The sequence below is a fragment of the Paenibacillus foliorum genome, assembly GCF_013141765.1.
Lineage (GTDB): Bacteria > Bacillota > Bacilli > Paenibacillales > NBRC-103111 > Paenibacillus_S > Paenibacillus_S foliorum.
In genome coordinates, this window is record NZ_WHOD01000087.1 from 85,428 (window position 1) to 107,126 (window position 21,699).

General features: G+C 45.1%; 19 protein-coding genes. 13 read left to right on the plus strand and 6 right to left on the minus strand.

The genetic code is table 11. The features are described 5' to 3' along the window. Nucleotides 1-38 precede the first annotated feature (38 nt). Nucleotides 39-1,037: a porphobilinogen synthase gene (gene hemB / locus GC093_RS22880; RefSeq protein WP_171654225.1), complete on the plus strand. Its 999-nt coding sequence runs from the start codon at nucleotides 39-41 to the stop codon at nucleotides 1,035-1,037. 137 nt (nucleotides 1,038-1,174) lie between these two features. Here hemB and GC093_RS22885 read toward each other — a convergent pair whose 3' ends face one another. From GC093_RS22885 to GC093_RS22895, 3 genes are read right to left on the minus strand one after another with little or no spacing between them, the layout of a single operon-like run. Next, nucleotides 1,175-1,489 carry a hypothetical protein gene (locus GC093_RS22885; RefSeq protein WP_171654226.1) on the minus strand — a complete coding sequence of 105 codons (315 nt, stop codon included), beginning with the start codon at nucleotides 1,487-1,489 and terminating at the stop codon, nucleotides 1,175-1,177. A 28-nt stretch (nucleotides 1,490-1,517) separates the two neighbouring features. Continuing rightward, nucleotides 1,518-1,919, minus strand: a complete 402-nt coding sequence (locus GC093_RS22890; RefSeq protein WP_171654227.1) for a hypothetical protein — start codon at nucleotides 1,917-1,919, stop codon at nucleotides 1,518-1,520. 17 nt (nucleotides 1,920-1,936) lie between these two features. Further along, the gene (locus GC093_RS22895) at nucleotides 1,937-2,227 is read right to left on the minus strand and encodes a hypothetical protein (protein ID WP_171654228.1); all 291 of its coding nucleotides are present in this window, start codon (nucleotides 2,225-2,227) and stop codon (nucleotides 1,937-1,939) included. 405 nt (nucleotides 2,228-2,632) lie between these two features. Here GC093_RS22895 and hemE point away from each other — a divergent pair, with 405 nt between their 5' ends. Then, a complete protein-coding gene (gene hemE, locus GC093_RS22900; RefSeq protein WP_171654229.1) occupies nucleotides 2,633-3,697 on the plus strand; it encodes a uroporphyrinogen decarboxylase in 1,065 nt (354 codons plus the stop codon). Next, on the plus strand, nucleotides 3,698-4,633 hold the full coding sequence (gene hemH, locus GC093_RS22905; protein WP_171654230.1) for a ferrochelatase: 936 nt from the start codon (nucleotides 3,698-3,700) through the stop codon (nucleotides 4,631-4,633). Nucleotides 4,634-4,800: 167 nt separating this feature from the next. On the opposite strand, the gene GC093_RS22910 is transcribed toward hemH, so the two are convergent. After that, on the minus strand, nucleotides 4,801-5,463 hold the full coding sequence (locus GC093_RS22910; RefSeq protein WP_171654231.1) for a Crp/Fnr family transcriptional regulator: 663 nt from the start codon (nucleotides 5,461-5,463) through the stop codon (nucleotides 4,801-4,803). Between the two features lie 206 nt (nucleotides 5,464-5,669). Between GC093_RS22910 and hemL the strand changes: the two genes are divergently transcribed. Then, entirely contained in the window at nucleotides 5,670-6,968 is a 1,299-nt protein-coding gene (gene hemL, locus GC093_RS22915; protein WP_171654232.1) for a glutamate-1-semialdehyde 2,1-aminomutase, read from the plus strand. A 103-nt stretch (nucleotides 6,969-7,071) separates the two neighbouring features. Here the strand turns inward: hemL and GC093_RS22920 are convergent, their stop codons facing one another. Continuing rightward, nucleotides 7,072-8,721, minus strand: a complete 1,650-nt coding sequence (locus GC093_RS22920) for a phosphodiester glycosidase family protein (RefSeq protein WP_246315105.1) — start codon at nucleotides 8,719-8,721, stop codon at nucleotides 7,072-7,074. A 363-nt stretch (nucleotides 8,722-9,084) separates the two neighbouring features. On the opposite strand from GC093_RS22920, the gene GC093_RS22925 reads away from it, so the two are divergent. The 8 genes from GC093_RS22925 (at nucleotide 9,085) to GC093_RS22960 (ending at nucleotide 19,753) form a co-directional block, all read left to right on the plus strand. Continuing rightward, a complete protein-coding gene (locus tag GC093_RS22925; protein ID WP_171654233.1) occupies nucleotides 9,085-9,963 on the plus strand; it encodes an RluA family pseudouridine synthase in 879 nt (292 codons plus the stop codon). A 96-nt stretch (nucleotides 9,964-10,059) separates the two neighbouring features. Then, nucleotides 10,060-11,142, plus strand: a complete 1,083-nt coding sequence (locus GC093_RS22930) for a LysM peptidoglycan-binding domain-containing protein (protein WP_171654234.1) — start codon at nucleotides 10,060-10,062, stop codon at nucleotides 11,140-11,142. A 584-nt stretch (nucleotides 11,143-11,726) separates the two neighbouring features. Further along, entirely contained in the window at nucleotides 11,727-14,387 is a 2,661-nt protein-coding gene (locus GC093_RS22935) for a valine--tRNA ligase (protein WP_171654235.1), read from the plus strand. Nucleotide 14,388: 1 nt separating this feature from the next. Continuing rightward, nucleotides 14,389-15,774 carry a bifunctional folylpolyglutamate synthase/dihydrofolate synthase gene (locus GC093_RS22940; RefSeq protein ID WP_171654236.1) on the plus strand — a complete coding sequence of 462 codons (1,386 nt, stop codon included), beginning with the start codon at nucleotides 14,389-14,391 and terminating at the stop codon, nucleotides 15,772-15,774. Between the two features lie 7 nt (nucleotides 15,775-15,781). Next, nucleotides 15,782-17,167, plus strand: a complete 1,386-nt coding sequence (gene murC, locus GC093_RS22945) for a UDP-N-acetylmuramate--L-alanine ligase (protein WP_171654237.1) — start codon at nucleotides 15,782-15,784, stop codon at nucleotides 17,165-17,167. A gap of 196 nt (nucleotides 17,168-17,363) precedes the next feature. After that, entirely contained in the window at nucleotides 17,364-17,588 is a 225-nt protein-coding gene (locus GC093_RS22950; protein WP_171654238.1) for a DUF1450 domain-containing protein, read from the plus strand. Nucleotides 17,589-17,733: 145 nt separating this feature from the next. Beyond that, complete coding sequence (locus tag GC093_RS22955; protein ID WP_171654239.1) at nucleotides 17,734-18,240, plus strand: ferritin; 507 nt, start codon at nucleotides 17,734-17,736, stop codon at nucleotides 18,238-18,240. 130 nt (nucleotides 18,241-18,370) lie between these two features. Beyond that, nucleotides 18,371-19,753, plus strand: a complete 1,383-nt coding sequence (locus GC093_RS22960; protein WP_171654240.1) for an SPOR domain-containing protein — start codon at nucleotides 18,371-18,373, stop codon at nucleotides 19,751-19,753. 83 nt (nucleotides 19,754-19,836) lie between these two features. On the opposite strand, the gene GC093_RS22965 is transcribed toward GC093_RS22960, so the two are convergent. Further along, the gene (locus GC093_RS22965) at nucleotides 19,837-21,153 is read right to left on the minus strand and encodes an N-acetylmuramoyl-L-alanine amidase (RefSeq protein WP_171654241.1); all 1,317 of its coding nucleotides are present in this window, start codon (nucleotides 21,151-21,153) and stop codon (nucleotides 19,837-19,839) included. Between the two features lie 260 nt (nucleotides 21,154-21,413). Between GC093_RS22965 and GC093_RS22970 the strand changes: the two genes are divergently transcribed. After that, the gene (locus tag GC093_RS22970; protein ID WP_171654242.1) at nucleotides 21,414-21,656 is read left to right on the plus strand and encodes a DUF4321 domain-containing protein; all 243 of its coding nucleotides are present in this window, start codon (nucleotides 21,414-21,416) and stop codon (nucleotides 21,654-21,656) included. The last annotated feature ends 43 nt before the right edge of the window (nucleotides 21,657-21,699 follow it).

Consider the following 21,699-nt stretch of genomic DNA (forward strand, 5'->3'; position numbering starts at 1 on the left):
CTTCTACAACCTACGAAAAACTTTTTGGAGGTACAACAATGAGCTTTCCTATCGTTCGCAATCGGAGATTACGCGGCTCAAATGCGCTGCGCAGTTTGGTTAGAGAGAACAACGTTACGGTAAATGATTTAATCTACCCTATATTTGTTACACATGGCTCGCAAATAAAAGATGAAATCTCATCAATGCCTGGTGTTTATCATTTCTCATTAGATCGTCTTGAAGAAGAACTAAATGAAGTTGTTGCCTTGGGTATTAAAGCAATTCTTCTGTTTGGTGTTCCTGCTGATAAGGATGCTCTTGGAAGCTCTGCTTATGATCATAACGGAATTGTGCAGCAAGCAACCCGCAGCATTAAAAAACTGTATCCTGAGCTGCTCGTCATAGCGGATACATGTCTGTGCCAGTTTACAGACCATGGTCACTGTGGTGTGGTTCACTTTGATAAGTCCACGCAACGTGCGGATGTACTCAATGATCCGTCGCTGGAGCTTCTTGTTAAGACAGCTGTTGCTCAGGCGGAAGCAGGAGCAGATATCATCGCTCCTTCCAATATGATGGATGGATTTGTATATGCAATCCGCCAAGGATTGGATGAGGCTGGCTACGATCAAGTACCTATCATGTCGTATGCAGTTAAGTACTCATCTTCTTTCTACGGCCCATTCCGTGATGCTGCACATTCCGCTCCGCAGTTCGGAGATCGCAAGACTTACCAGATGGACCCTGCTAATGCTCGTGAAGCACTCAGGGAGGCTGAGGCCGATGTTGTTGAGGGTGCAGACTTTTTGATGGTAAAGCCGGCTATGGCTTATATGGACATCATACGGACACTACGTGATCAATTTGATCTGCCGCTAGTTTGTTACAATGTCAGCGCTGAGTATTCTATGGTGAAAGCCGCTGCGAAGCAGGGCTGGATTGATGAGCGCTCCATTGTATCGGAGATGATGATCGGCTTTAAGCGCGCAGGAGCAGATCTGATTATCACTTATTTTGCTAAAGATGTGGCTGGTTGGCTGCGTGAAAATCACTAGCTGTACTATCAAAAAACAGAGGTCGCTGCTTTATGAGTATTTTTCAAGAAGCAGCCATTACTTCCGAAAAAGATAGTATTAGAAAACAGGGAAGCCATCCTTTAACTCTAGGATGGCTTCTTCCGCATTTTAGTTGATTATTGTTTTGCTAACGATTGGACTGCGGTAAGAAATGCTTCGCGGTATTTCTTCTCGTCTTCCATGGCCGCTTGGAGCATGGGAAGGAGAAGGTTCATCTCAGCTTTCATACCTTCGCCGGTGCTTGCGCCGGTTCCGTTGGCTAAGTTGAGCAAGAATGTGTACATGAGCAACAAACTGGAATAGTTATTAGAATAGGACAATGTGATCGCCTGTCCACCGGCTCCACCGGCTCCGCCACTTGCACTTGCATTGGCTTGCGGTAATGGTAAATCGGCCGGCGCAGCTTGGTTATTGTTCAAGTCTTCAGCCATTATTTTTCAGCTCGCTTTCCTATGGAATTTAGTCATCTTCTTTCTTAATTTTGACCTCGACTTCGGCTTCTACGTCTCCACCGGCCCCGCCGATGCCTCCAGTCCCGCCATCGCCGGCGTTGTTTTGGTTGGATTGGATAATGGTTATCGAATTACTTGCTGATGTAGTGCCTCCATCGCCACCGTTGCCGGCTATGGCAACGGCAATATTACCGCTAATCGCAGTTGCCGCTCCCCCGTTCCCACCAATCCCCCCGATAGCTGTGGCGGTGATACTACCACCTACTGCGATAGTCGTACTATTCGATAAAGTGTTAAATGCGTTAGTCCCTCCAGAACCGCCGTCACCGCCGTTGCCTCCGACCCCTCCAGAACCGTTTGCGTTGTTCTCGATTTGAATCTTCTTCTCTTTTTCTTTGGAATGACCCATTTTAACCACCTCCCGATTTAACCGTTTTGCTTATCGCCATTTTGAAGTTTTTCGGCTATTTCTGCTTTATTGATATTAACAATCATTTTGCCGTTTAACGTTATCTGTAATATTTCATTGTCATTAATCACATCGATGGAATGGCCGGCAGGTACTGCCTTCAATTTGTCGAGCAACGTAGCAGTTGAGTTTTCATCCAAGTTTGTAAATGAAACTGCATTTTGGCCATCGGAGCCATTGGATGCGTTTGTACCGTTCGTCCCCTGCTGTCCGTCAGCACCGTTTTTGGCTTTAGAATTTTTCTCCATAGTGATCACCACCTCCTATTAGTACAGGTTATTCTGGAATACCGCACTTTGTTATAGTTTGATATCTTACAATCTAGTAAAATGTGCTATTAGAGGTCTTTTTTGTGATATGGAGGTTGATTGATAGGACCATTGCTTATTTTGTTTGTTGTCAATCAGCAGAAGGTTGCTGCTTTTTACTAAAGGAATGAATCTACGATCTATGGACATTGACGGAGACGAGGTCGCTCTTCAGTAGATAAAATCCAAACGTTTCTTGTCATACTTTTGTCGGAATCTTGGAGGCTAATCAGTTGTTACAAGCTGCCAAATAGGGCATAATAATGAATAGATCAGTTTATGCTTACGAAGAAAAACTTTCCATGCAGAAAGTTCTTAGGAGTATACGGAAGCGAGGAAAAGCGAATGAGCTATAACGATACGTTTATCAGAGCATGTAAGAAACAGGCGGTGGATACCCTCCCGGTATGGTATATGAGACAGGCGGGACGTTATGATCCGGATTATCGCAAAATAAAGGAAAAATACAGCTTGCTCGAAATTTGTCAGCAGCCGGAGCTGGCAGCCGAAATTACGTTGATGCCTGTGCATAAATTAGGTGTGGATGCGGCAATTCTATACTCGGATATTATGAACCCGGTTGCATCCATTGGTATTGATTTTGACATAGTAAAAGATGTCGGACCTGTCATTCACAACCCGATCCGTTCGACGGCAGATGTGGAGAGATTACGCCCTATTCAAGTTGAGAAGGACTTATCCCACGTCATCAAAACAATCGAAATTCTTGCAGCCCAACTGCAGGTGCCACTTATTACATTTGCGGGGGCGCCCTTTACCATCGCCAGCTATTTGATCGAAGGAAGACCAAGCAAAAGCTACATACGGACCAAACAGCTTATGTATAGCGAGCCGGCAGTATGGTTTCAGCTTATGGACAAACTAGGTGATATGGTCATTGCTTATTTGAAAGCGCATATTGCTGCTGGAGCAAAAGCAGTGCAGCTGTTTGACAGCTGGGTTGGAGCTCTTTCGCCTAATGATTTCAAAGTATTTGTGCTTCCGACCATTACACGTATTTTTGATGAACTTAAACACTTGGAACAGCCTAAAATTTATTTCCCTGGCGTTAGCTCAGGAGAATTGCTCCCGCTGTTGGGGCAACTGGAAGTAGATGTTATTGGACTCGATTGGCGTGTTTCGATTGCTGAGGGACGCAAAAGAGTGGGTTCACGTTTCGCGGTACAAGGCAACCTTGATCCTTACGTTTTGACAGCACCTATGTCGGTCATCAAAGACCATGCCAAAGCTATTATTGATCAAGGCGTTGAGCAGCCGGGCTATGTATTCAACCTCGGACATGGGTTGTTCCCAGAAGCATCACTTGATAAATTAAAAGAATTAACGGAATTCATTCATGTATACTCTAAGGATGCTTTGGCTAACTCAAAACAAGAAAGTGGTGTGTAAATGTCTAAACAGCGGATTGGTGTTCTGGTTATGTCCTATGGTACTCCAGAGAGTTTGGACCAGGTGGAAGCCTATTATACCCACATTCGCCGCGGGCACCCTCCTACGCCAGAACAGCTTAAGGATTTGACGGATCGTTATGAGGCGATTGTTGGCGGTTTTTTTCCGTTAAGAGAAAACACAAATAAGCAAGTGCAAGCTTTGGAAGATCGATTGAATGCAGACCACCCGGATTTTTCGTTTACTTGCTATCAGGGCTTGAAGCACGCTGCTCCTTACATCGAGGACGGTGTAGAGCAAATGGTTAAGGACGGTATTCAGCAAGCTGTCGGTGTCGTACTTGCGCCTCACTATTCCGTGATGAGTGTAGGAGGCTATATCAAGCGTGCACAAGATAAAGCGGCTGAGTCGGGTCTGCAGATCAGTTTTGTGAAAAGCTATCATCTGCACCCACAATTACTAGAGGCACTGTCGCAGCGTGTTACCAACACATTGACACGGTTTGGCGATTCTTCAAGGGATGAAGTTCGTATTGTGTTTACAGCGCACAGCCTTCCTGAAAAAATACTTGAGATGAAAGACCCTTATCCGGAGCAATTGTTGGAAACTTCACGTGCTATTGCGGCTCAAACTGGAATCAGCAATTGGCAGTTCGGGTGGCAAAGTGCAGGACAGACAGGGATGCCATGGCTAGGACCCGATATATTGGATGTTCTCAAGACAATTAGCTCTGAAAAGCAATGTAAGAAAGTTCTGGTTTGTCCAATTGGTTTCGTATCCGATCACTTGGAAGTATTGTATGACCTCGATATTGAGGCGCAAAAGACGGCACGTGAGCTGGGAATCCATTTGGAGCGTACTCCTTCTTTAAATACAGACCCTTTGTATATGGGCGCTTTGAGTGATGTTGTATATGCACAGTGCGAGAGGATTTGAATTAAAGACGAGGGATTAAACCAAGAAACGTGGCCATTATCGGGGCATGACAGGTTTAAAATGCTATAGCACTTGTTGCATATACGAGGCTGCCCCAAGCTAAACAAATAAGCCCGAAGAGTAGGTATCGGGCTTCTCTAACTAGGGTGCATGGCGGATGCGAATGATTACCCTCGCAGCTTGGCGAGGTCTAGTTTCATTGCCGGACCATCGAACATCAGAATCTCCTTCTCTTGAAAGTCACGAATGACTTGCATGAGTATGGGCTTCTGAACGCCGGCCATTTGTGAAACTTCGTCATAATTAAGCATCATTTTTATTGTAATGATTGTGCCATTGCGGATTCCGTTCTTATTTGCGAGCTTAATCAAGCTCTTAATAACACGAGTTCTAGCATCCAAGAAAGTCAAATCATATACATGCTGGTTCGTATCCCGCAATCGGTTGCACAGCTCCCGCATAATACAGAGGGAGATATCGAAATTGTTTTTCAATAGCTCCAAAAAGTGTTTGGCATCAAGCGCAATCAGAACACTGTCCTCTAGTGTTTGGGCAGAGGCGGAACGAGGTTTTCCATCGATTAATGAAAGCTCGCCGAAGCTGTCTCCACTTTTGAACAAGGAAAGAATTTTTTCCTCACCCGTAGTAGCTTTAGTATATATTTTTACTGAGCCATTAAACACGATGTAGAAAACAGAGCCCAATTCTTTTTCATGAAACAGAATGGTTCCAGAACGAAATGATTTCTTCGAACAAATGTTGGAAATGGATGTTAATTGATCATTATTCAGATTGGAAAATAAGGGAACTTTGCTCAAAAAATCGATCATGGTTTCTCCTCGTTTCAATGAATGATGGTTCCATAGACCGCATAATTATATATCTGTTTTCACTGGTTTTCAAGTAAATTTATGGCAAAAATCGACTTTATTTGCGCAGCAAGATGCCCACATATAATGAGATGATTACGTAATGAAAACTCAGTAATGCTTACGTAGAAAGCTTTGCTATAGCAAAGCTCTAAGGAGGGGTAGTTTTGGCTAACTTAAGAAAAAGAGAAGATGCACGATCAACGAAGGCTTTTGCGGAAGCAAAGCAAGTAATACCAGGTGGTGTGAACAGTCCGGTAAGAGCCTTTAAGTCGGTCGGTTTGACACCGCTTTTTATGGAGAGGGGTTTGGGCTCGCGTGTATTCGATATAGATGGGAATGAATTTATTGACTACATCGGTTCATGGGGGCCATTAATTGTCGGTCATTCCCATCCTGAAGTGGTGGAGGCCATTAAGAAAACTGCTGAATCCGGTACAAGCTTCGGGGCACCTACAGAACTGGAAACGGAGATGGCCCGTCTGGTCATTGAACGGATTCCTTCGATAGAGCTGGTGCGTATGGTGAATTCGGGCACAGAAGCTACAATGAGCGCTTTACGCTTAGCTAGGGGATATACCAAGCGTTCTAAAATATTAAAATTCGAAGGCTGTTACCATGGACATGCTGATGCGTTACTTATTAAAGCAGGCTCTGGTGTGGCGACATTAGGACTGCCTGACAGTCCAGGTGTCCCAGACAGTGTGGCAGCTAATACGATCACGGTTCCGTATAATGATATTGATTCCGTCCGATTGGCTTTTGAACGTTACGGTGAAGAAATTGCCGCAATAATTGTGGAGCCGATAGCAGGTAATATGGGGGTAGTGCCACCACAGCCTGGCTTCTTGCAAGGTTTGCGCAACATAACGTCTCAATATGGAAGCTTGCTCATATTTGATGAGGTTATGACGGGCTTCCGTGTAGGCTTGAACAGCGCGCAGGGCTTGTACGGCATCACCCCGGATCTCACCTGTCTTGGTAAAGTGATCGGAGGCGGTTTACCAGTAGGGGCTTATGGCGGTAAACGAGAAATTATGGAGTTGATTGCTCCAAGTGGCCCGATCTATCAAGCAGGTACGCTCTCAGGCAATCCACTAGCGATGGCTGCTGGATTTGTGACCTTGAGCCTGCTGGGCAAGCCTGGAGTATATGAGGAGCTGGAGCGGAAGTCAGCTCGCTTAGAGGAAGGCTTCCTAGCAAATGCACGTGAGCTAGGAATTGCAAGTACGATCAATCGAGTAGGCTCGATGATTTGTCCATTCTTCACTGACCAACGGGTAACCAATTACGAAACAGCTAAGACCACTGATTTACAATTGTTTAACCGGTATTTTGCAGCGCTGCTTGATAACGGAGTAAGTGTAGCGCCATCTCAATTTGAGGGCATGTTTGTATCAACAGCGCATAGTGATGAAGATATAGCAGCTACTATAGATGCTCATTATAAAGCCTTGAAACAGTAATCACGGGTATCTCATCAAAATGAAGAAGCCTCCAATACCACTTTACAGTGATGTTGGAGGCTTCTTCATTTCATGAGGGACATATTTTTCTAAATGCATACGCTTAGTTTGGTTTATTTATGGGTACAGTTGGTGCCTCAGACACAGGTGCTGTAGGTGTTGCTGGGGCAGCAGGGTTTATATTTGTACCGCTGCCCGGACTTTGTGTTGGTGCTGAATTGGGTGACTGGTCTTTGGCAGCTGGAGCCGTAGGTGGTGTTGTAGTTCCCGCACCGTTAGGATTTCCTCCTTGTGGAGTTGTACCGTTAGGAGATGTGGCTGTACCATTAGTTCCTGTAGCTCCACCAGCTGGCTTAGCAGGATCAGTCCCAGTGTTACCTGGTTGCGTAGTGCCTGGATTCGTCTTTGCAGGCGTTTCTTTGTTTCCGTTAGTATGGGTTGCTGGCGTTTTTGTTGCATCTGTTTCTTTACCTTCTGTCGTTGGAGAAGGTTTTATAGGGTCAGATGGCTTACTAGTTCCAGTTTCATTCGATTTAGGTTTATCTGTTTTCTCTGTCTTATCCGTTTCCGGTTTGTTTCCAGTAGTTGGTGTGGTTGGTGTTACCGGTGTTACAGGCGCTGGATTGTTTTTTTGTCTTGCTTTAATCTCAGCCTGCTCCCTCAAGAAGTCTGGATGATCATAGGAGCCACCTGCGTCTATTTTATTGATTCCATCCCAAACTCGGTTGGCAACCGCCTCTTCCGGATGATCATATACAAGGAAGGCTGACGGTAAACGGCGTTCGCCATAGCGGCTGGATGGCTTCGTGACTAGTTCTCCGTCTACAACTAGCTCAGATGAAGCGCCTCCGTCCAAGAAACCTGCGTTAACAACGCCATCTGCCAGAAATATATCCTGAATTTCTTTTAAAGTAGCACCGACGCTTTGTGCTTGGCGCCCATCAATAACAATGAAGATTACAGTTCCGTCTTCCTTCTGACCTACAGCTGTTCTCGGAGCGCGGCTCCCATCACTGATAGGCAGCGGCTTGCCATTCGCAATAACGCGGGGATAGAAGGAGGCGGCCTCCGAAATTCCCATAGTTCTTAACTCCGTCATGCTATATTTACCAATAATTAATGTCCCGTCTTTGGTAAATCCAACTATGTGCTGAGGAGTGGTTTCATCTTGATCGGTGAAAATAACTTCTCCGCCAGAAACAATAACTCCCAGCGCAGCGAAACCATTGCCAAGTCCTTCAGGATCGTCAAAGCCTCCGGCATTGACACCTGCAACTGCACCAGTACGTTTCACCATGGCACTGATACGCTCACCCTCACCGGATTTCACCGGGGTCATAGCTCGGATCGATTTCGGATCGAAGACATACATCTTTTTGCCTTTCCATAGCGGGCCAGAAATATCCTCAACTTTAATTAATTCATCAATCGTACGATTCTTTTTATATACTTTGTGTTGAATACGACCCATATCTTGCTTTTCTTCAGCATTCTTTTCAATATTTTGGTGCATGTTGCGAACCATTTCATCACGCTGTTCCGCACCAACGAATATCCATGCCCATTCACGGTGTTGAGTAATAATAACGGTCTCAGCCATCCAGATACGCAGATCTGTACCAGGTGATGTTAAAAATAAAAAGCTTGATGCGAAAAAACCTAGGACTGCAACAATCAAAAGCGAGCGCTTGATCCAACTAAAATCCAACATTTGTTTCCTTGTTGATTTTATAAACTGTATGGCTGTACCCAAATTTAGTCCACTCCTGTTTTCAATTAAACAAAGACTAGCATCAAACCAATTTCTTAAAATCTATGAATAAATATCTAAGTTATTTTATCATATTTTCATTCAATTTGATAGACTTCCGAGCTTATGTACAATCAGGAATGATATGGTTTTTGTGGTGCAGGGTACTTTTTGCTACTATTAGATACATAAGCTGGAGCTTGACGAACTTTATCATAGCTTTAATGAATTGGAGCGGTCGTTATGAACAGGTATAATTTTTATGGCATTACACTTGAAATGATTGTTGTTATGTTTGCGTTTTTTCTTATATTTGCGGGTATTGTGTTATATAGTTTTTTTTATAGAAAAAAGGAGCGGAAATAGATGGTACCATGGCAGAAAAAAGGGGAATGGCTGGAGCTGCGGCTTCCTCAACCGCTTAATTCGATAGAAGAATTAAAGAGCTATATGAACATTTCGGATGCGTTTACACGCAAATTGCAGCAAAATGGCGGGGTGTCCGTTAAAGGTGAACGAATCCGCTTACATATATTTCCGAAAGAATCCGTAGAATATATGTCGGAATGGATGCCGTTAGAAGTACTCTTTGAGGATGATTTTTGTCTGGTTGTCAATAAGCCTGCTGGGCTAAAAGTCCATGCCGACGGCTTTGACCCAAGTACCCGGAATCGGGTATTGGCAGATGCTGTTTCTTCTTACTATGAATCAACGGGTCAGAGGTGCAAGGTCCGTCATATTCATAGACTAGATGAAGATACAACGGGCCCTGTGCTGTATGCTAAGCATGAATGGTCTCAGCTCGCGTTGGACGAAGCAATGAGAGTGAAGAGGATTGGTCGAAGCTATGTGGCTATTGTACAAGGGCAACCAGCTATTTCCCGAGGCACGATTGAAGCACCTATAGGGAAGGACCGGCATCATGCTGCACGAAGGAGGGTATCGGCTACAGGCGAATACGCTGTAACCCATTACGAGGTTATTGAACAGCTGACGAATGCAGCGCTTGTGAGATTGCAGCTGGATACTGGAAGAACTCATCAAATTCGTGTACACATGAGCCATTTGGGGCATCCGATTTACGGAGACACACTATACGGGGGGAGAACAGGAATTATTTCTCGGCAAGCTCTACATGGGGAAATGCTCGTCTTCGACCACCCGTTTACAGGTGAAAAGCTAGAGGTTGCGGCGCCTTGGCCATCAGATTTTGAACATCTGTATTCAATTTTGAAAAAAATATAGTCATGCTCCTCCAACGAAAACCATATAAATTTATAGACAAATGAAATTAACCATCCATAACGTTTATAAGTTAGTTTCCGGAGGGAGGACATAACATTGGTTGAGCATCAGGGTGGATTAAGATTTGATATTTATGAACGAGTGCATTTGTCTGAAGGGGTTGCTGGAATTAAAGAGCTGGAGGACGTTGAGCTGGTACCGCATATACAGGTATTGCCTTACGGGGATCAAGCTTTGTTAAGAGGCAATCTGCTCTTGTCGGGAACCTATGTCGATGAGCAGGACGCAGTGAACCGGTCCTTGGAGCACCTCATTCCGGTTGAGATTACACTGCCAATGAACCGTGTTCATAGGGTGGAAGACATCGCGGTTGAGATTGAGAACTTTGATGTGGACTTACTGTCTGCAAGGAGCCTGAATATTACAGGCGTACTATCGTTAAATGGACTTGAAGTCGTCCCTTCTTTACCAGAAGAGGGCTGGGGGGAGACCGAGGAGGAGGTTGTATTCGTTCACCAAGTACCTCGCAATCCCGAGTTTGGTGACTCTGCAAACAGACCCGAAGAGATTCAACCGGTCGGGTTTGTGTCCGAGCCGGATCATTCGTCCGAGAATCAGCAGGTATTTACGGCGAATGCTGCTTTGTCCGAGCAGCAAATTCCACGAGATGAGGTGCATCTTGTAGGGGAACCCTCGCCCAGTAATCTAGAACCTTCACATGCGGAGGAAAATGAAGAGGAGTCGGGTTCAGATTCAATTGAAACTTTCCAGTCACTGAATGATTCAATTTCTGCAGCTGATGAGAAGAAAGAGTTGAAGATCGCATTTTCCGGAAAAAAAGCCTATGAGGAGAAGTCTTATACATCCAATGGATTAGCTTCACTGTTGCAAGGCAGCTCAACGGGAAAATATGATGGGAGAGTTCAGGACAAACAGGATTCGGGTGCACAAAACGCCAGTCAAAATCCGGGCCAAAGGCTAGAGTGGAAAAAGCTGCTCCTGAGTTCGATGAACGAAAAGCAAGAATTTCGACGAGTCCGGCTATGCATTGTGCAGAAGGAAGAAACGCTTGAGACGATTGCCAGGCGTTATGAATTGAATCCTAGAGAAATCGCTTTGTTTAACCGACTAGGCGAGAACAATCTTACAGAGGGTCAAGTCGTATATATTCCTAAGTGATCCAAGATACCAGAAATTTAGACGCCCCGAACAAACTCTAATGGGTTTGCTTGGGGTGTTTTTTGGGTATAATGAATCATATCTTCAATTTGCAGACAGCTATCGTATTGACTCCTTGGTTAATGTTGTTTATCATAGGAATAATTATACTGTTAATCAACTTGGATAGGGAATAGTAGGCAGCCAACCCATCAGAGAGCGGAATTGTTACGCTGAAAGGTTCCGTAGGAGGTAACTGGCCGAAGTCGCCCTGGAGTTGCAGTGTTAAAATACTTGAGGATTGTGGTTCCGTGTGCTTTTGTGCAACTTATGGAATCCTATCGCTTGTAATAGACATTGCCGGTTACAGCCGTTATCTGTTTAAGTGCCGTTTGATAGCCGATTCATGTCTATGCTGGAGTTTTTTCTAAAAAGCTGGCTGACTAGAGTAAGCAGGCTATTACGGAATAAAGGTGGTACCACGGAAGCAGATCCTTTCGTCCTTTGCGGCGAAGGGTTTTTTTGTGTTAACTTAGAAGTCCGGTGAATAGACTCACTGCTTGCTTCTAGAGTAGGTATATGTAGAATGATGGAGGTAATTCAGTATGGAAGAATTAAAAACAACTCAAATGCCGACAACTTATGATCCGAAGGAAGCAGAAAAGAAATGGTATGACTATTGGCTTAAGGGTCAATATTTTAAAGCGGGACAACGCCCGGATGCGGAGACCTATACAGTTGTAATTCCTCCTCCGAATGTGACGGGAATGCTGCATATCGGTCATGCTTTGGATTGTACTCTTCAAGATATAATGATTCGTACCAAAAGAATGCAGGGGTATGACACGCTGTGGCTGCCTGGCTCCGATCACGCGGGTATTGCTACACAAACAAGAGTGGAACAAAAGCTGCGTGAATCAGGTGTTACTCGGTACGATCTTGGCCGTGAAAAATTTCTGGAGAAAGTATGGGAATGGAAAGACCTGTATTTGGAATCCATTCATGAGCAATGGGCAAAGATGGGCTTCTCACTTGATTATTCACGTGAGAGGTTTACTTTGGATGAAGGCTTGTCTAAAGCGGTGCGTGAAGTATTTGTAAAGCTCTATGAAAAAGGTCTTATCTATCGCGGTAACTACATTATTAACTGGGATCCTGCTGCACGTACTGCTTTATCCGATATCGAGGTTGAACATAAGGAAGTACAGGGACATCTGTACCATCTGAAATATGTGGTGAAGGATAGTGACGAATTTATAGTTGTCGCAACTACACGTCCTGAAACTATGTTAGGCGATACAGCGGTTGCCGTACATCCCAAGGATGACCGCTATAAGCATTTGATAGGGAAGAAGCTGGTGCTGCCGTTTACCGGTCGTGAAATTCCTATTATTGGCGATGAATATGTAGAACAAGAGTTTGGAAGCGGCGCGGTAAAAATTACCCCTGCCCATGATCCGAACGACTTTGAAGTAGGTAAACGCCATGATCTTCCGCAGATATTGGTGATGGATGAAACCGGTACAATGAATGATAATGCTGGGGCATACAAGGGATTGGATCGTTTTGAATGCCGTAAACAGATTGTAGCAGATATGAAAGAATCCGGAGTATTAGTAAAAATCGAGGACCATTTGCATCAAGTAGGCCATAGTGAGCGAAGCGGTGCTGTCGTGGAGCCCTACCTGTCAACACAGTGGTTTGTGAAGATGAAGCCTCTCGCAGAGCGGGCGATTGAAGCTCAAAATACGAAAAAAGGGGCTAATTTTGTTCCTGATCGTTTTGAGAAGAGCTACTTATACTGGATTGAAAACGTTCGTGATTGGTGTATTTCCCGCCAACTATGGTGGGGGCACCAGATTCCTGCTTGGTATTGCGAGGGTTGTGGTGAGATCCATGTAGCTCACGACAAGGTGTCGGTATGTTCGAAGTGCAGCGGCACGAATCTCCGCCAAGATGCGGATGTACTGGATACTTGGTTCAGTTCGGCTTTATGGCCGTTTTCGACACTTGGTTGGCCGGAGGAAACGGAGGATATGAGTCGTTTCTATCCAACCAGCCTGCTCGTAACAGGCTATGATATTATCCCTTTTTGGGTTTCGAGAATGATCTTTACCGCTCTTGAGTTTACGGGCCAAATTCCTTTCAAGGACGTGCTGATCCATGGCTTAGTACGTGATGCGGATGGTCGGAAAATGTCCAAGTCGCTTGGCAACGGCGTAGATCCGTTAGAAGTTATCGAGAAGTACGGAGCAGATGCTATGCGCTTTATGCTTTCAACGAGCTCAACTTCGGGGCAGGATTTGCGATTCCGTTGGGAGAAAGTAGAGCAGGCGCGTAATTTTGCCAATAAAATATGGAATGCTTCTAGGTTTGCTCTAATGAATTTAGGAGATTTCAAAGTGGAAGAAATTGATTTGAATGGATCCTTGAACACCGCAGACCGTTGGATTCTGCATCGCCTGAACGAAACAGTTCGTGATGTAACGCGTCTCATGGATTCCTATGAATTCGCAGAAACCGGCCGTCTTCTGTACAACTTTATTTGGGATGATCTATGCGATTGGTATATCGAGTTCAGTAAATTATCCTTATATGGAACTGATGATCAAGCTAAGAAAACAACCAAATCAGTCCTTGCTTATGTGTTGGATCAAACACAGAGATTGATACATCCCTTCATGCCATTTATTTCCGAGGAAATATGGCAGCATCTGCCTCATGAAGGCGATACGATTACTTTGGCTAAATGGCCGGAGTACGAGAGCCGCTTTGAAGCAGCAGACGCCGTTCGTGAAATGGAGCTGTTGATGGACATCATCCGCAACGTTCGTAACATCCGTGCCGAGGTTAATGTTCCGATGAGCAAGAAGATTGAATTGCTGGTAAAACCGTCAGGCGTCGATTCATTAGCTATATTGAAACGAAATGAGGAATACATTCAACGGTTCAGCAATACCTCTACGCTTGAAATCAGCTTAGATCTGGCTACACCTGATAAAGCGATGACGGCTATCGTAACCGGTGCTGAGTTGTATTTGCCGCTGGCTGGATTGATAGACATTTCGCAAGAGCTGAATCGTTTAGAGAAGGAACTACAAGCGCTGCATGGTGAAGTGGATAGGATCGAAAAGAAGCTTTCTAACGAAGGATTTGTAGCGAAAGCTCCTGCCAAGGTCATTGATGAAGAAAAAGCCAAGCTTGTTGACTACGCTGATAAGCGGGATAAAGTTATTGCCCGTTTGGCTGAGCTGAGGGGTGTGTAAGATGAGCGAGACCAAAGAACCCAATGTGCAGCCAGGCGCTTCCTTTCAAAGCGCGGCAGACGCGGTGGATTGGATTGTCAATCTGGTTAAATTCGGGGTAAGACCTGGATTAAAGCGGATGGAGAAGCTGATGGAGCTGTTGGATAACCCTGAACGTCGGTTGAAGTTTATTCATGTTGCAGGTACGAACGGCAAGGGATCTGTGTGTGCCTACCTGACAGAGGTGCTTAAACAAAGCGGATATGGTGTGGGTACCTTCACGTCCCCTTATATTGAGAAGTATACGGATCGCATTCGGTATAACGGTCAAAATATTGCTGATGAGGATTTGCTTCGTGTAATTAATAAGCTTAAACCGATTGTAGATGAAATTGCTGCTTCCGAGCTGGGGCAGCCAACCATGTTTGAAGTGTCTACGGCTGCGGCAATTGAATATTTTGCCCGTATCTCTTGTCCAGACTATGTAGTTTGGGAAACGGGATTAGGGGGAAGACTGGATTCCACGAACATCGTATCTCCAATTTTGACCGTAATAACGAATGTAGGCCACGATCATATGGATATTCTAGGGGATACGCTCGATAAGGTTGCTGGTGAAAAAGCCGGAATTATCAAATCAGGCGTTCCTATTGTCAGCGCTGTGTCTCAACCCGAGGTTATCGATGTAATCGAGCAAACGGCCAAAGCCAAGAACAGCACATTATATTTAGCGAACCGGAATTTTCATTTTGAAAGCTTGTCTTCGTTGGAAAATGATCAGACCTTTGATTTCTTCGGTCCTTACCGGAATATGACAGGATTGAGTATTTCCCTAAACGGTCAGCATCAGCTTATAAATGCATCGGTAGCACTCATGGCGATAGAACTGCTTAGGCAGTACTATGCTCTGATCGTCGAGGACGAGGTGCTTTTGCGAGCACTGAAAGAAACCAAATGGGCAGGGCGACTGGAGATGATTTCTAGTAATCCACGTATTCTTATTGATGGGGCTCATAATCCTGAAGGTGGAGCGGCGCTCGCTCAAGCTTTGAGGGACACATACCACTACAAAAAGCTACATTTTATGATGGGAATGCTCTCAACAAAGAATCATTCTGGATATTTGCGGCATATACTACCATTGGTGGATACACTCATCCTGACCGAACCTAATTGGCATAAAAAGGAAGAAGCATCTCATCTTGCCGATCTGGCTGAAACGCTATTGCAGGAGTTAGGTCGCACCGGTGTAGAAGTGATTATAGAACCTGACTGGAAGGCAGCGCTCGAACGGTTGAATAGCCAAATCGAGCAAGATGATCTAGCTGTCGTTTCCGGCACCTTATATTTGATTGGGGATGTTCGTTCCTGGATCCTACATCAAACTGATTCTGAAAAAGGCTGGTGAGAGCGGCGTGAATACATCTGAGCACATCCATTTTATCGGCATTGGCGGGTATGGTATGAGTGCTATTGCCAAAGTAATGCTGGAAATGGGCTACCAAATTTCGGGGTCTGATTTAGCTCGGCAGGAGTTAACGGAGAAGCTGGCTGCCAAAGGGGCGCAAGTGTTTATTGGACATGAAGCGCATCATGTAAATGGAGCGGATATGGTTGTTTATTCGACTGCGTTATCTAAGGATAACGTAGAGATGGTAGCTGCCGAAGAATTGAAAATTCCAATTCTACATCGCTCGCAAATGCTAGCGCGTCTTATGAATGCCAAGAAAGGCATAGCAGTGGCAGGCGCGCACGGAAAGACGACAACTTCCTCTATGATTGCGCTGGTATTAGAGGAGTGTAGTCAAGACCCGACCTATATTATTGGCGGCGAAATTATGAACGTGGGCAGCAACGCCAAAGCCGGCAAAGGGGATTGGGTTGTTGCAGAGGCGGATGAAAGCGATGGTTCCTTCCTTCAGTATCATCCACTTGTTGCGTTAGTCAATAACATCGAAGCGGATCATTTGGAAAATTATAATGGCGACTTCGAAAATTTAAAAAAAGCTTATGCTCAATTTCTGAGCCAAGTAAGAGAGGAAGGCAAAGCGGTTGTCTGTAATGATGATGCGTTTTTGCGTGAAATGATTCCTCATATTGCAAGCGAAGTAATTACTTACGGCATAGACACCGATGCCGATTATATAGCCCGCAACATTGAACTAGGTGACCGCAAGGTTAGCTTTCAGGTGGAGCATCAGGGCAGCATTCTAGGAATGATGCAGCTGTCGGTGCCGGGCAAACATAATGTATATAACGCTTTAGCTACGTTAATTGCGTGCATGGAGGCTGGATTGTCGTTTCAGCAGGTTGCTGAGGCGATCACAGATTTCCGCGGCGCAAAGCGGCGTTTTCAAGTGCTGGGAGAGGTTGAAGGCATCCTGGTAATAGATGACTATGCACACCATCCGACAGAGATTGTAGCGACAATCAGCGCTGCTAAAGCGACTGGTAAAAAAATCACGGCAGTGTTCCAACCTCAGCGATATACTCGGACCTATTTCTTATTCGAGCAGTTCAGCCGAGCTTTTTCTGAAGCGGATGAGGTTATCATTACAGATATCTACTCACCTGCAGGCGAAAAACAAATCGAAGGCATCACTTCCGCCAAGTTGGTGGAGCTGATCCGTGAGAACAGTAACCCTAACGTCAAATATATTCCAACTAAAGAAGAAGTTCAGGCATATTTGATGGATCATGTGAGCAGCGGTGATTTGGTGCTGACGATGGGAGCAGGCGACATATGGAAGGCTGCTGATGGATTAGCGCGAGCTTTGCAGCAGAAGGCAGAATCGTTGTAAATGAGGTATGGATTGAAAGCAGATTAACCCTATAGCGGAATGATAAATATCCCGGACTGCACTTGCGTATAGAGTGTGCCGGGATATTTTTTTGTCATAAATGTTATGGATACAAATGCATATTATTTCACCATTGACATAAATTGTGATAACGATTATCATTTTCATTGAATGCTGATGGAGAGAGGGATCCTTCATGAAAAAGATCAACTACTGCTGCCGAAACTTTAAACAAGGCTCCAAGGCTGTTTATAAGAAGCTGAAGAAGAAATTTCCTGATTTAAAGCAAAAGAAGCGCGATTGCTTAGGGAATTGCAAGCTTTGTTCTAAGGAGTGCTTTGTTATGCTTGGCAAGAAGGATGTCATCAAGGCATCGTCGCCCGCGAAGCTTCTTAAAGAATTAAAGCAGATGATTGGTTAGTCTATACAACTCACATGAAGGGACGTTTGACAAGATGAGTTGGAAATATTATGGATTCTCTCTCCAATTATAGGTATACTAATTATATCTCCTGTATTGTATTTCTGGGGGATTATACGAAAATAAACGGAAGGTGTGTGCTCTTTTGCTAAATGATGCTTTAAGTAAAGCACTGAATGATCAATTAAACTTTGAATTCTACTCCGCCCAAGTCTATTTGGCAATGGCCGCTTACTGTTCGGCAGAAAGCTTGGATGGATTTGCTAATTTTTATATTGTCCAAGCCGAAGAGGAACGATTCCATGCTATGAAGATATATAAGTTTTTGAATGACCGAGGCAGACGGGCATTTATTATGGGTATGGACAATCCGAATAATGAATATAAGTCTATGTTGGATGTCTTCCAGCATGCATTTGAACATGAGCAGCTCGTCACACAACGTTTTTATGATCTATCGGATTTGGCAATGAATGAACGTGAACATGCGACCATTAATTTCTTGAAGTGGTTTATCGACGAGCAGGTTGAGGAAGAAGCCATGTTCGACAGTATTATCAATAAGCTAAAGCGGATTGACACGGACAGCAATGCATTTTTTATGCTTGATGCGGAATTTGCTCAAAGGGTATTTACACCCCCGGCTCCTTAAAATTTGAGTTCAAAAATTCAACTTTTCAGCTTGGAAATAGAACGACCTTATCAACTAAGGTTGTTCTATTTTTTTTGTCTCTCTCATAGTCTAGTAATACGAAAAATTGGACAAGGGGAGAGAAGTAGAAATGAATAATGCTAAAATGACCTTTCGATTTGAGAACGGCAAACATAAAAACTCTGGGCGTATTGTAAAAGAGCAGCCCAAGGTTATTCCGCTGCAAAATGAAGAATATACGGTGATTCGCAACGAAGATCTGAAGATGGATCAAACCGCTACAGAGATGGAATCTCTTACGACACCGTCTTCGTCCCGTCTGCAGAGGCACACCGGATCTGAAACGTTAATTGACGCCCAGCAGCTAAATCAATATACGAATGATTTTGGCGGGTGGCAAAGCTCTTTTGATACGGAAACTCAGAGGGTGGAGAAGCTGATCCGTGAATCAGCAAAAGTAGAGATTCATCCCGAAAGCGGATATGTGGATAGACAGGATAGCAGAAATACTAAGCGCGATGAAGAGTCGGAGTTTGAGCCCATAAGAGATCATCGGTGGTATGTCCCTGAGGAAACGGTTTACGTGAGCCAATCTTCTGGGTCTTCGTGGCTTAAAGTAGCTGCTTCTGTTGCAGGCGCCGTTGTTACTGGTATCGCTTTTGGATTTTTCGTTTTATCAATGTTTTCAGAGGATCCTCAGAGCCCCAAAGGGGGGAGTACATTATCTCCATCTGGAGCTGGAACTGTAGCCGCAACAACGACGAATACTCAGGCTAATGGTACGGATGCAACAAAATTGCCAGTGAATAATAACTCAGGGATTACTGGTCAGGGGGGTGTACCCGTTATGGCTCCAGTTTCGAGTGGGGCGCCAGTTGTTACAGCGGTCAATATTCCAGGTAAAACTATTGCTTTCCTGCAAAGCGGAGTTTTCAGCACATCCCAAGCTGCGGATACAGCCCAAGCAGAGCTGAAAAAGAAAGGACTCGCAGCAGTTAGTGATTCCGGCGATAAATACCCGGTTTATGTTGGAATGACAATGACTCGTGATGAAGCACTAGGCTTGGCACAGCAGTTCCAGCAAAGGAAAACCGATGTCATTATCAAAAGCATAGAATTGCCTGCCCTGACGAAAATAAAATGGAGTGCAAAACCATCAGAAGGCTTAGCGGCTTATATCACCCAGGGGGATAAACTGCTGCAAACAATGGCCCCGATTACATTGACCCATTTGACTCAAGCACAGCCTACTGCTATTGATTCGGCAGCTTTACAGTCTATTAAAACAGCACATCAAACGTGGATAGGGATGACTGCGGGGGCGAATGAAGGGCTGGCTGAGGACGCTCGGTCTTCTGTTCAAAAGATGGGGAATGCGATGAACTCCGCTGTGGTTTCGTTGGATGAATATAAAAAGAATCCAAGCCAGTCCTATATGTGGCAGACGCAGAATGCGATGATGCAGTATGTGCTTGCACAAAAAGAGCTTCGCAGATCGGTATCGGCACAATAATCAGCTCTAACTGTAAGAGTCTGCCTAATGTAGGAAGCCTAATCGGGGGCTTTCACTTAAAAAAAACGCCGAACCGGCACAGCCTATGGCTGACGGTTCGGCGTTTTTTTCGTGCTTTGCACGAAGCGGTCAAGAAGTACGGCCGCTTCGGCACGGGTCATGCGGCGGTCGGGCGCGAAGCTGTCAGCCGTCACACCATCGATCCAGCCTGCTTGCTTCAGGCTGTAGATCGCCTTGGCCGACCATGCGCTGGTCGGCACATCCTTAAACGCCGGCTGCTTTACGGCCGCCGGTGCAGCTTGTGCCTGCGGCAGCGCCAGCCGTGCGAACGTAGCCGCAACCTCAGCCCGTGTAACGGGCTGATCGGGACGCAGCGTCCCGTCCGCGTACCCGTTCAGCACACCAGCGCTGACGGCCTTGTTCAAGACCGCAGCGGCCCAGTGACCTGCCGTAGCATCCTTGAACGAGCCTGCGGGCTTCGCGCATGCCCCGTCATAAACCGTTCCGGCAACAGTTCCGCCGGAGCCTGCAGAACATCCGCTGCCAGCAGCCGCGGCATCAGCAACCGTGGGCTGGACCTTCGACAAGTCGAATACACGGTCCAGTAAGGTCACCCACTCCGCTCGGGTCATCTCGCGGTTCGGTTGAAACTGCTTGCCCACGCCGTCCACTATACCTTGCTCTTTCATACGCAGGATCGCTTCGCGTGCCCAATGTCCGCGCGTGTCAGGAAATACAATTGACTGCGCTGTTGGAGGCATATAAGCTTCGATACCTTGTCCGATCGCCTGCGCCATTTGAGTACGTATAGTATCATTAGCCAGCATAGCAGCATCCTGTTTGTTCGACAGAAAAGCGGTTTCTACGAGGATGCTTGGAACTGTACCCATCCGAACTACATATACGGAGCTTGGAATTAATCCGAGGTTTTCCACATCTACAGCATCGACGAATTTGTCCAGCACCTGCTGTGCGAATTGCTTGCTGTCCTCTGTGAGTTCTGCCATTTCATCACTAGCTGGATAACTTTCTTGAGGGTAACGATTGTCATAATAAAGAACCATAGCTCCACGGCTTTTGGGTGTATAGGAATTGGCGTGAATCGATACGAATAAATCAGCTTGCTGACCATTCGTGAATTCTACACGTTCTTTAAGAGACAGGAATGTATCGTCTTCTCTAGTCATCACAACTTCATAACCTTTTTGTGTTAAAATATCTCTGAGCTTTTGTGAGATATCCAGATTAACGGTTTTTTCATATAGGCCGTTCACACCGATTGCGCCAGGATCGGATCCTCCGTGTCCAGCATCAACTACTATTTTCATTGCCCATGACGAGGATGGAAAAACTAGTAAACAAGTAAGTATAAGCATCATGATTGCATAAGGCCGACGCATAAGCGGGCATCCCTCCTAAGAGTTTCGCATAGCGAAACTTATTTCGTAGGCTGTGGCTGTGCTTTCCGAAGGAAAGTTGTATTAAGCATTAGCAGAGCTTTTCGCTTGAAAAAACAGAACATTCAACATTTATTTTACAAGCTTCCTGTACATGTGTAATCAGGTAACATTCGGTAAATGTTGTGCTATAATAAGCTTGATTATCCCTCCTTAAAGATAATAAACCATTACATATCTCCCAAAAAAGGAATGGTAGGCTCATGAAGAAAAATACATTTACTTTCGTTTTATTGCTTATCATAGGGTTAGTGGCAGGTTCGCTTGTCGGTCAATTGTTAGCTTCTGTACCGGCGCTTGCCTTTTTAACGAAATCGGTTGAGCTTTCCTGGGATCCGAAGGCGGATTTGCTGGTGCTTAAATACGATATGCATTTCCAGCTGAAGCTAAATTTGATCAGTATTCTTGGGTTAGTTGCAGCGTTCTGGATTTATCGAAAGCTATAATTTTTTCAATATCCACATAAATGAGCTAGTTCTAATGTAAACT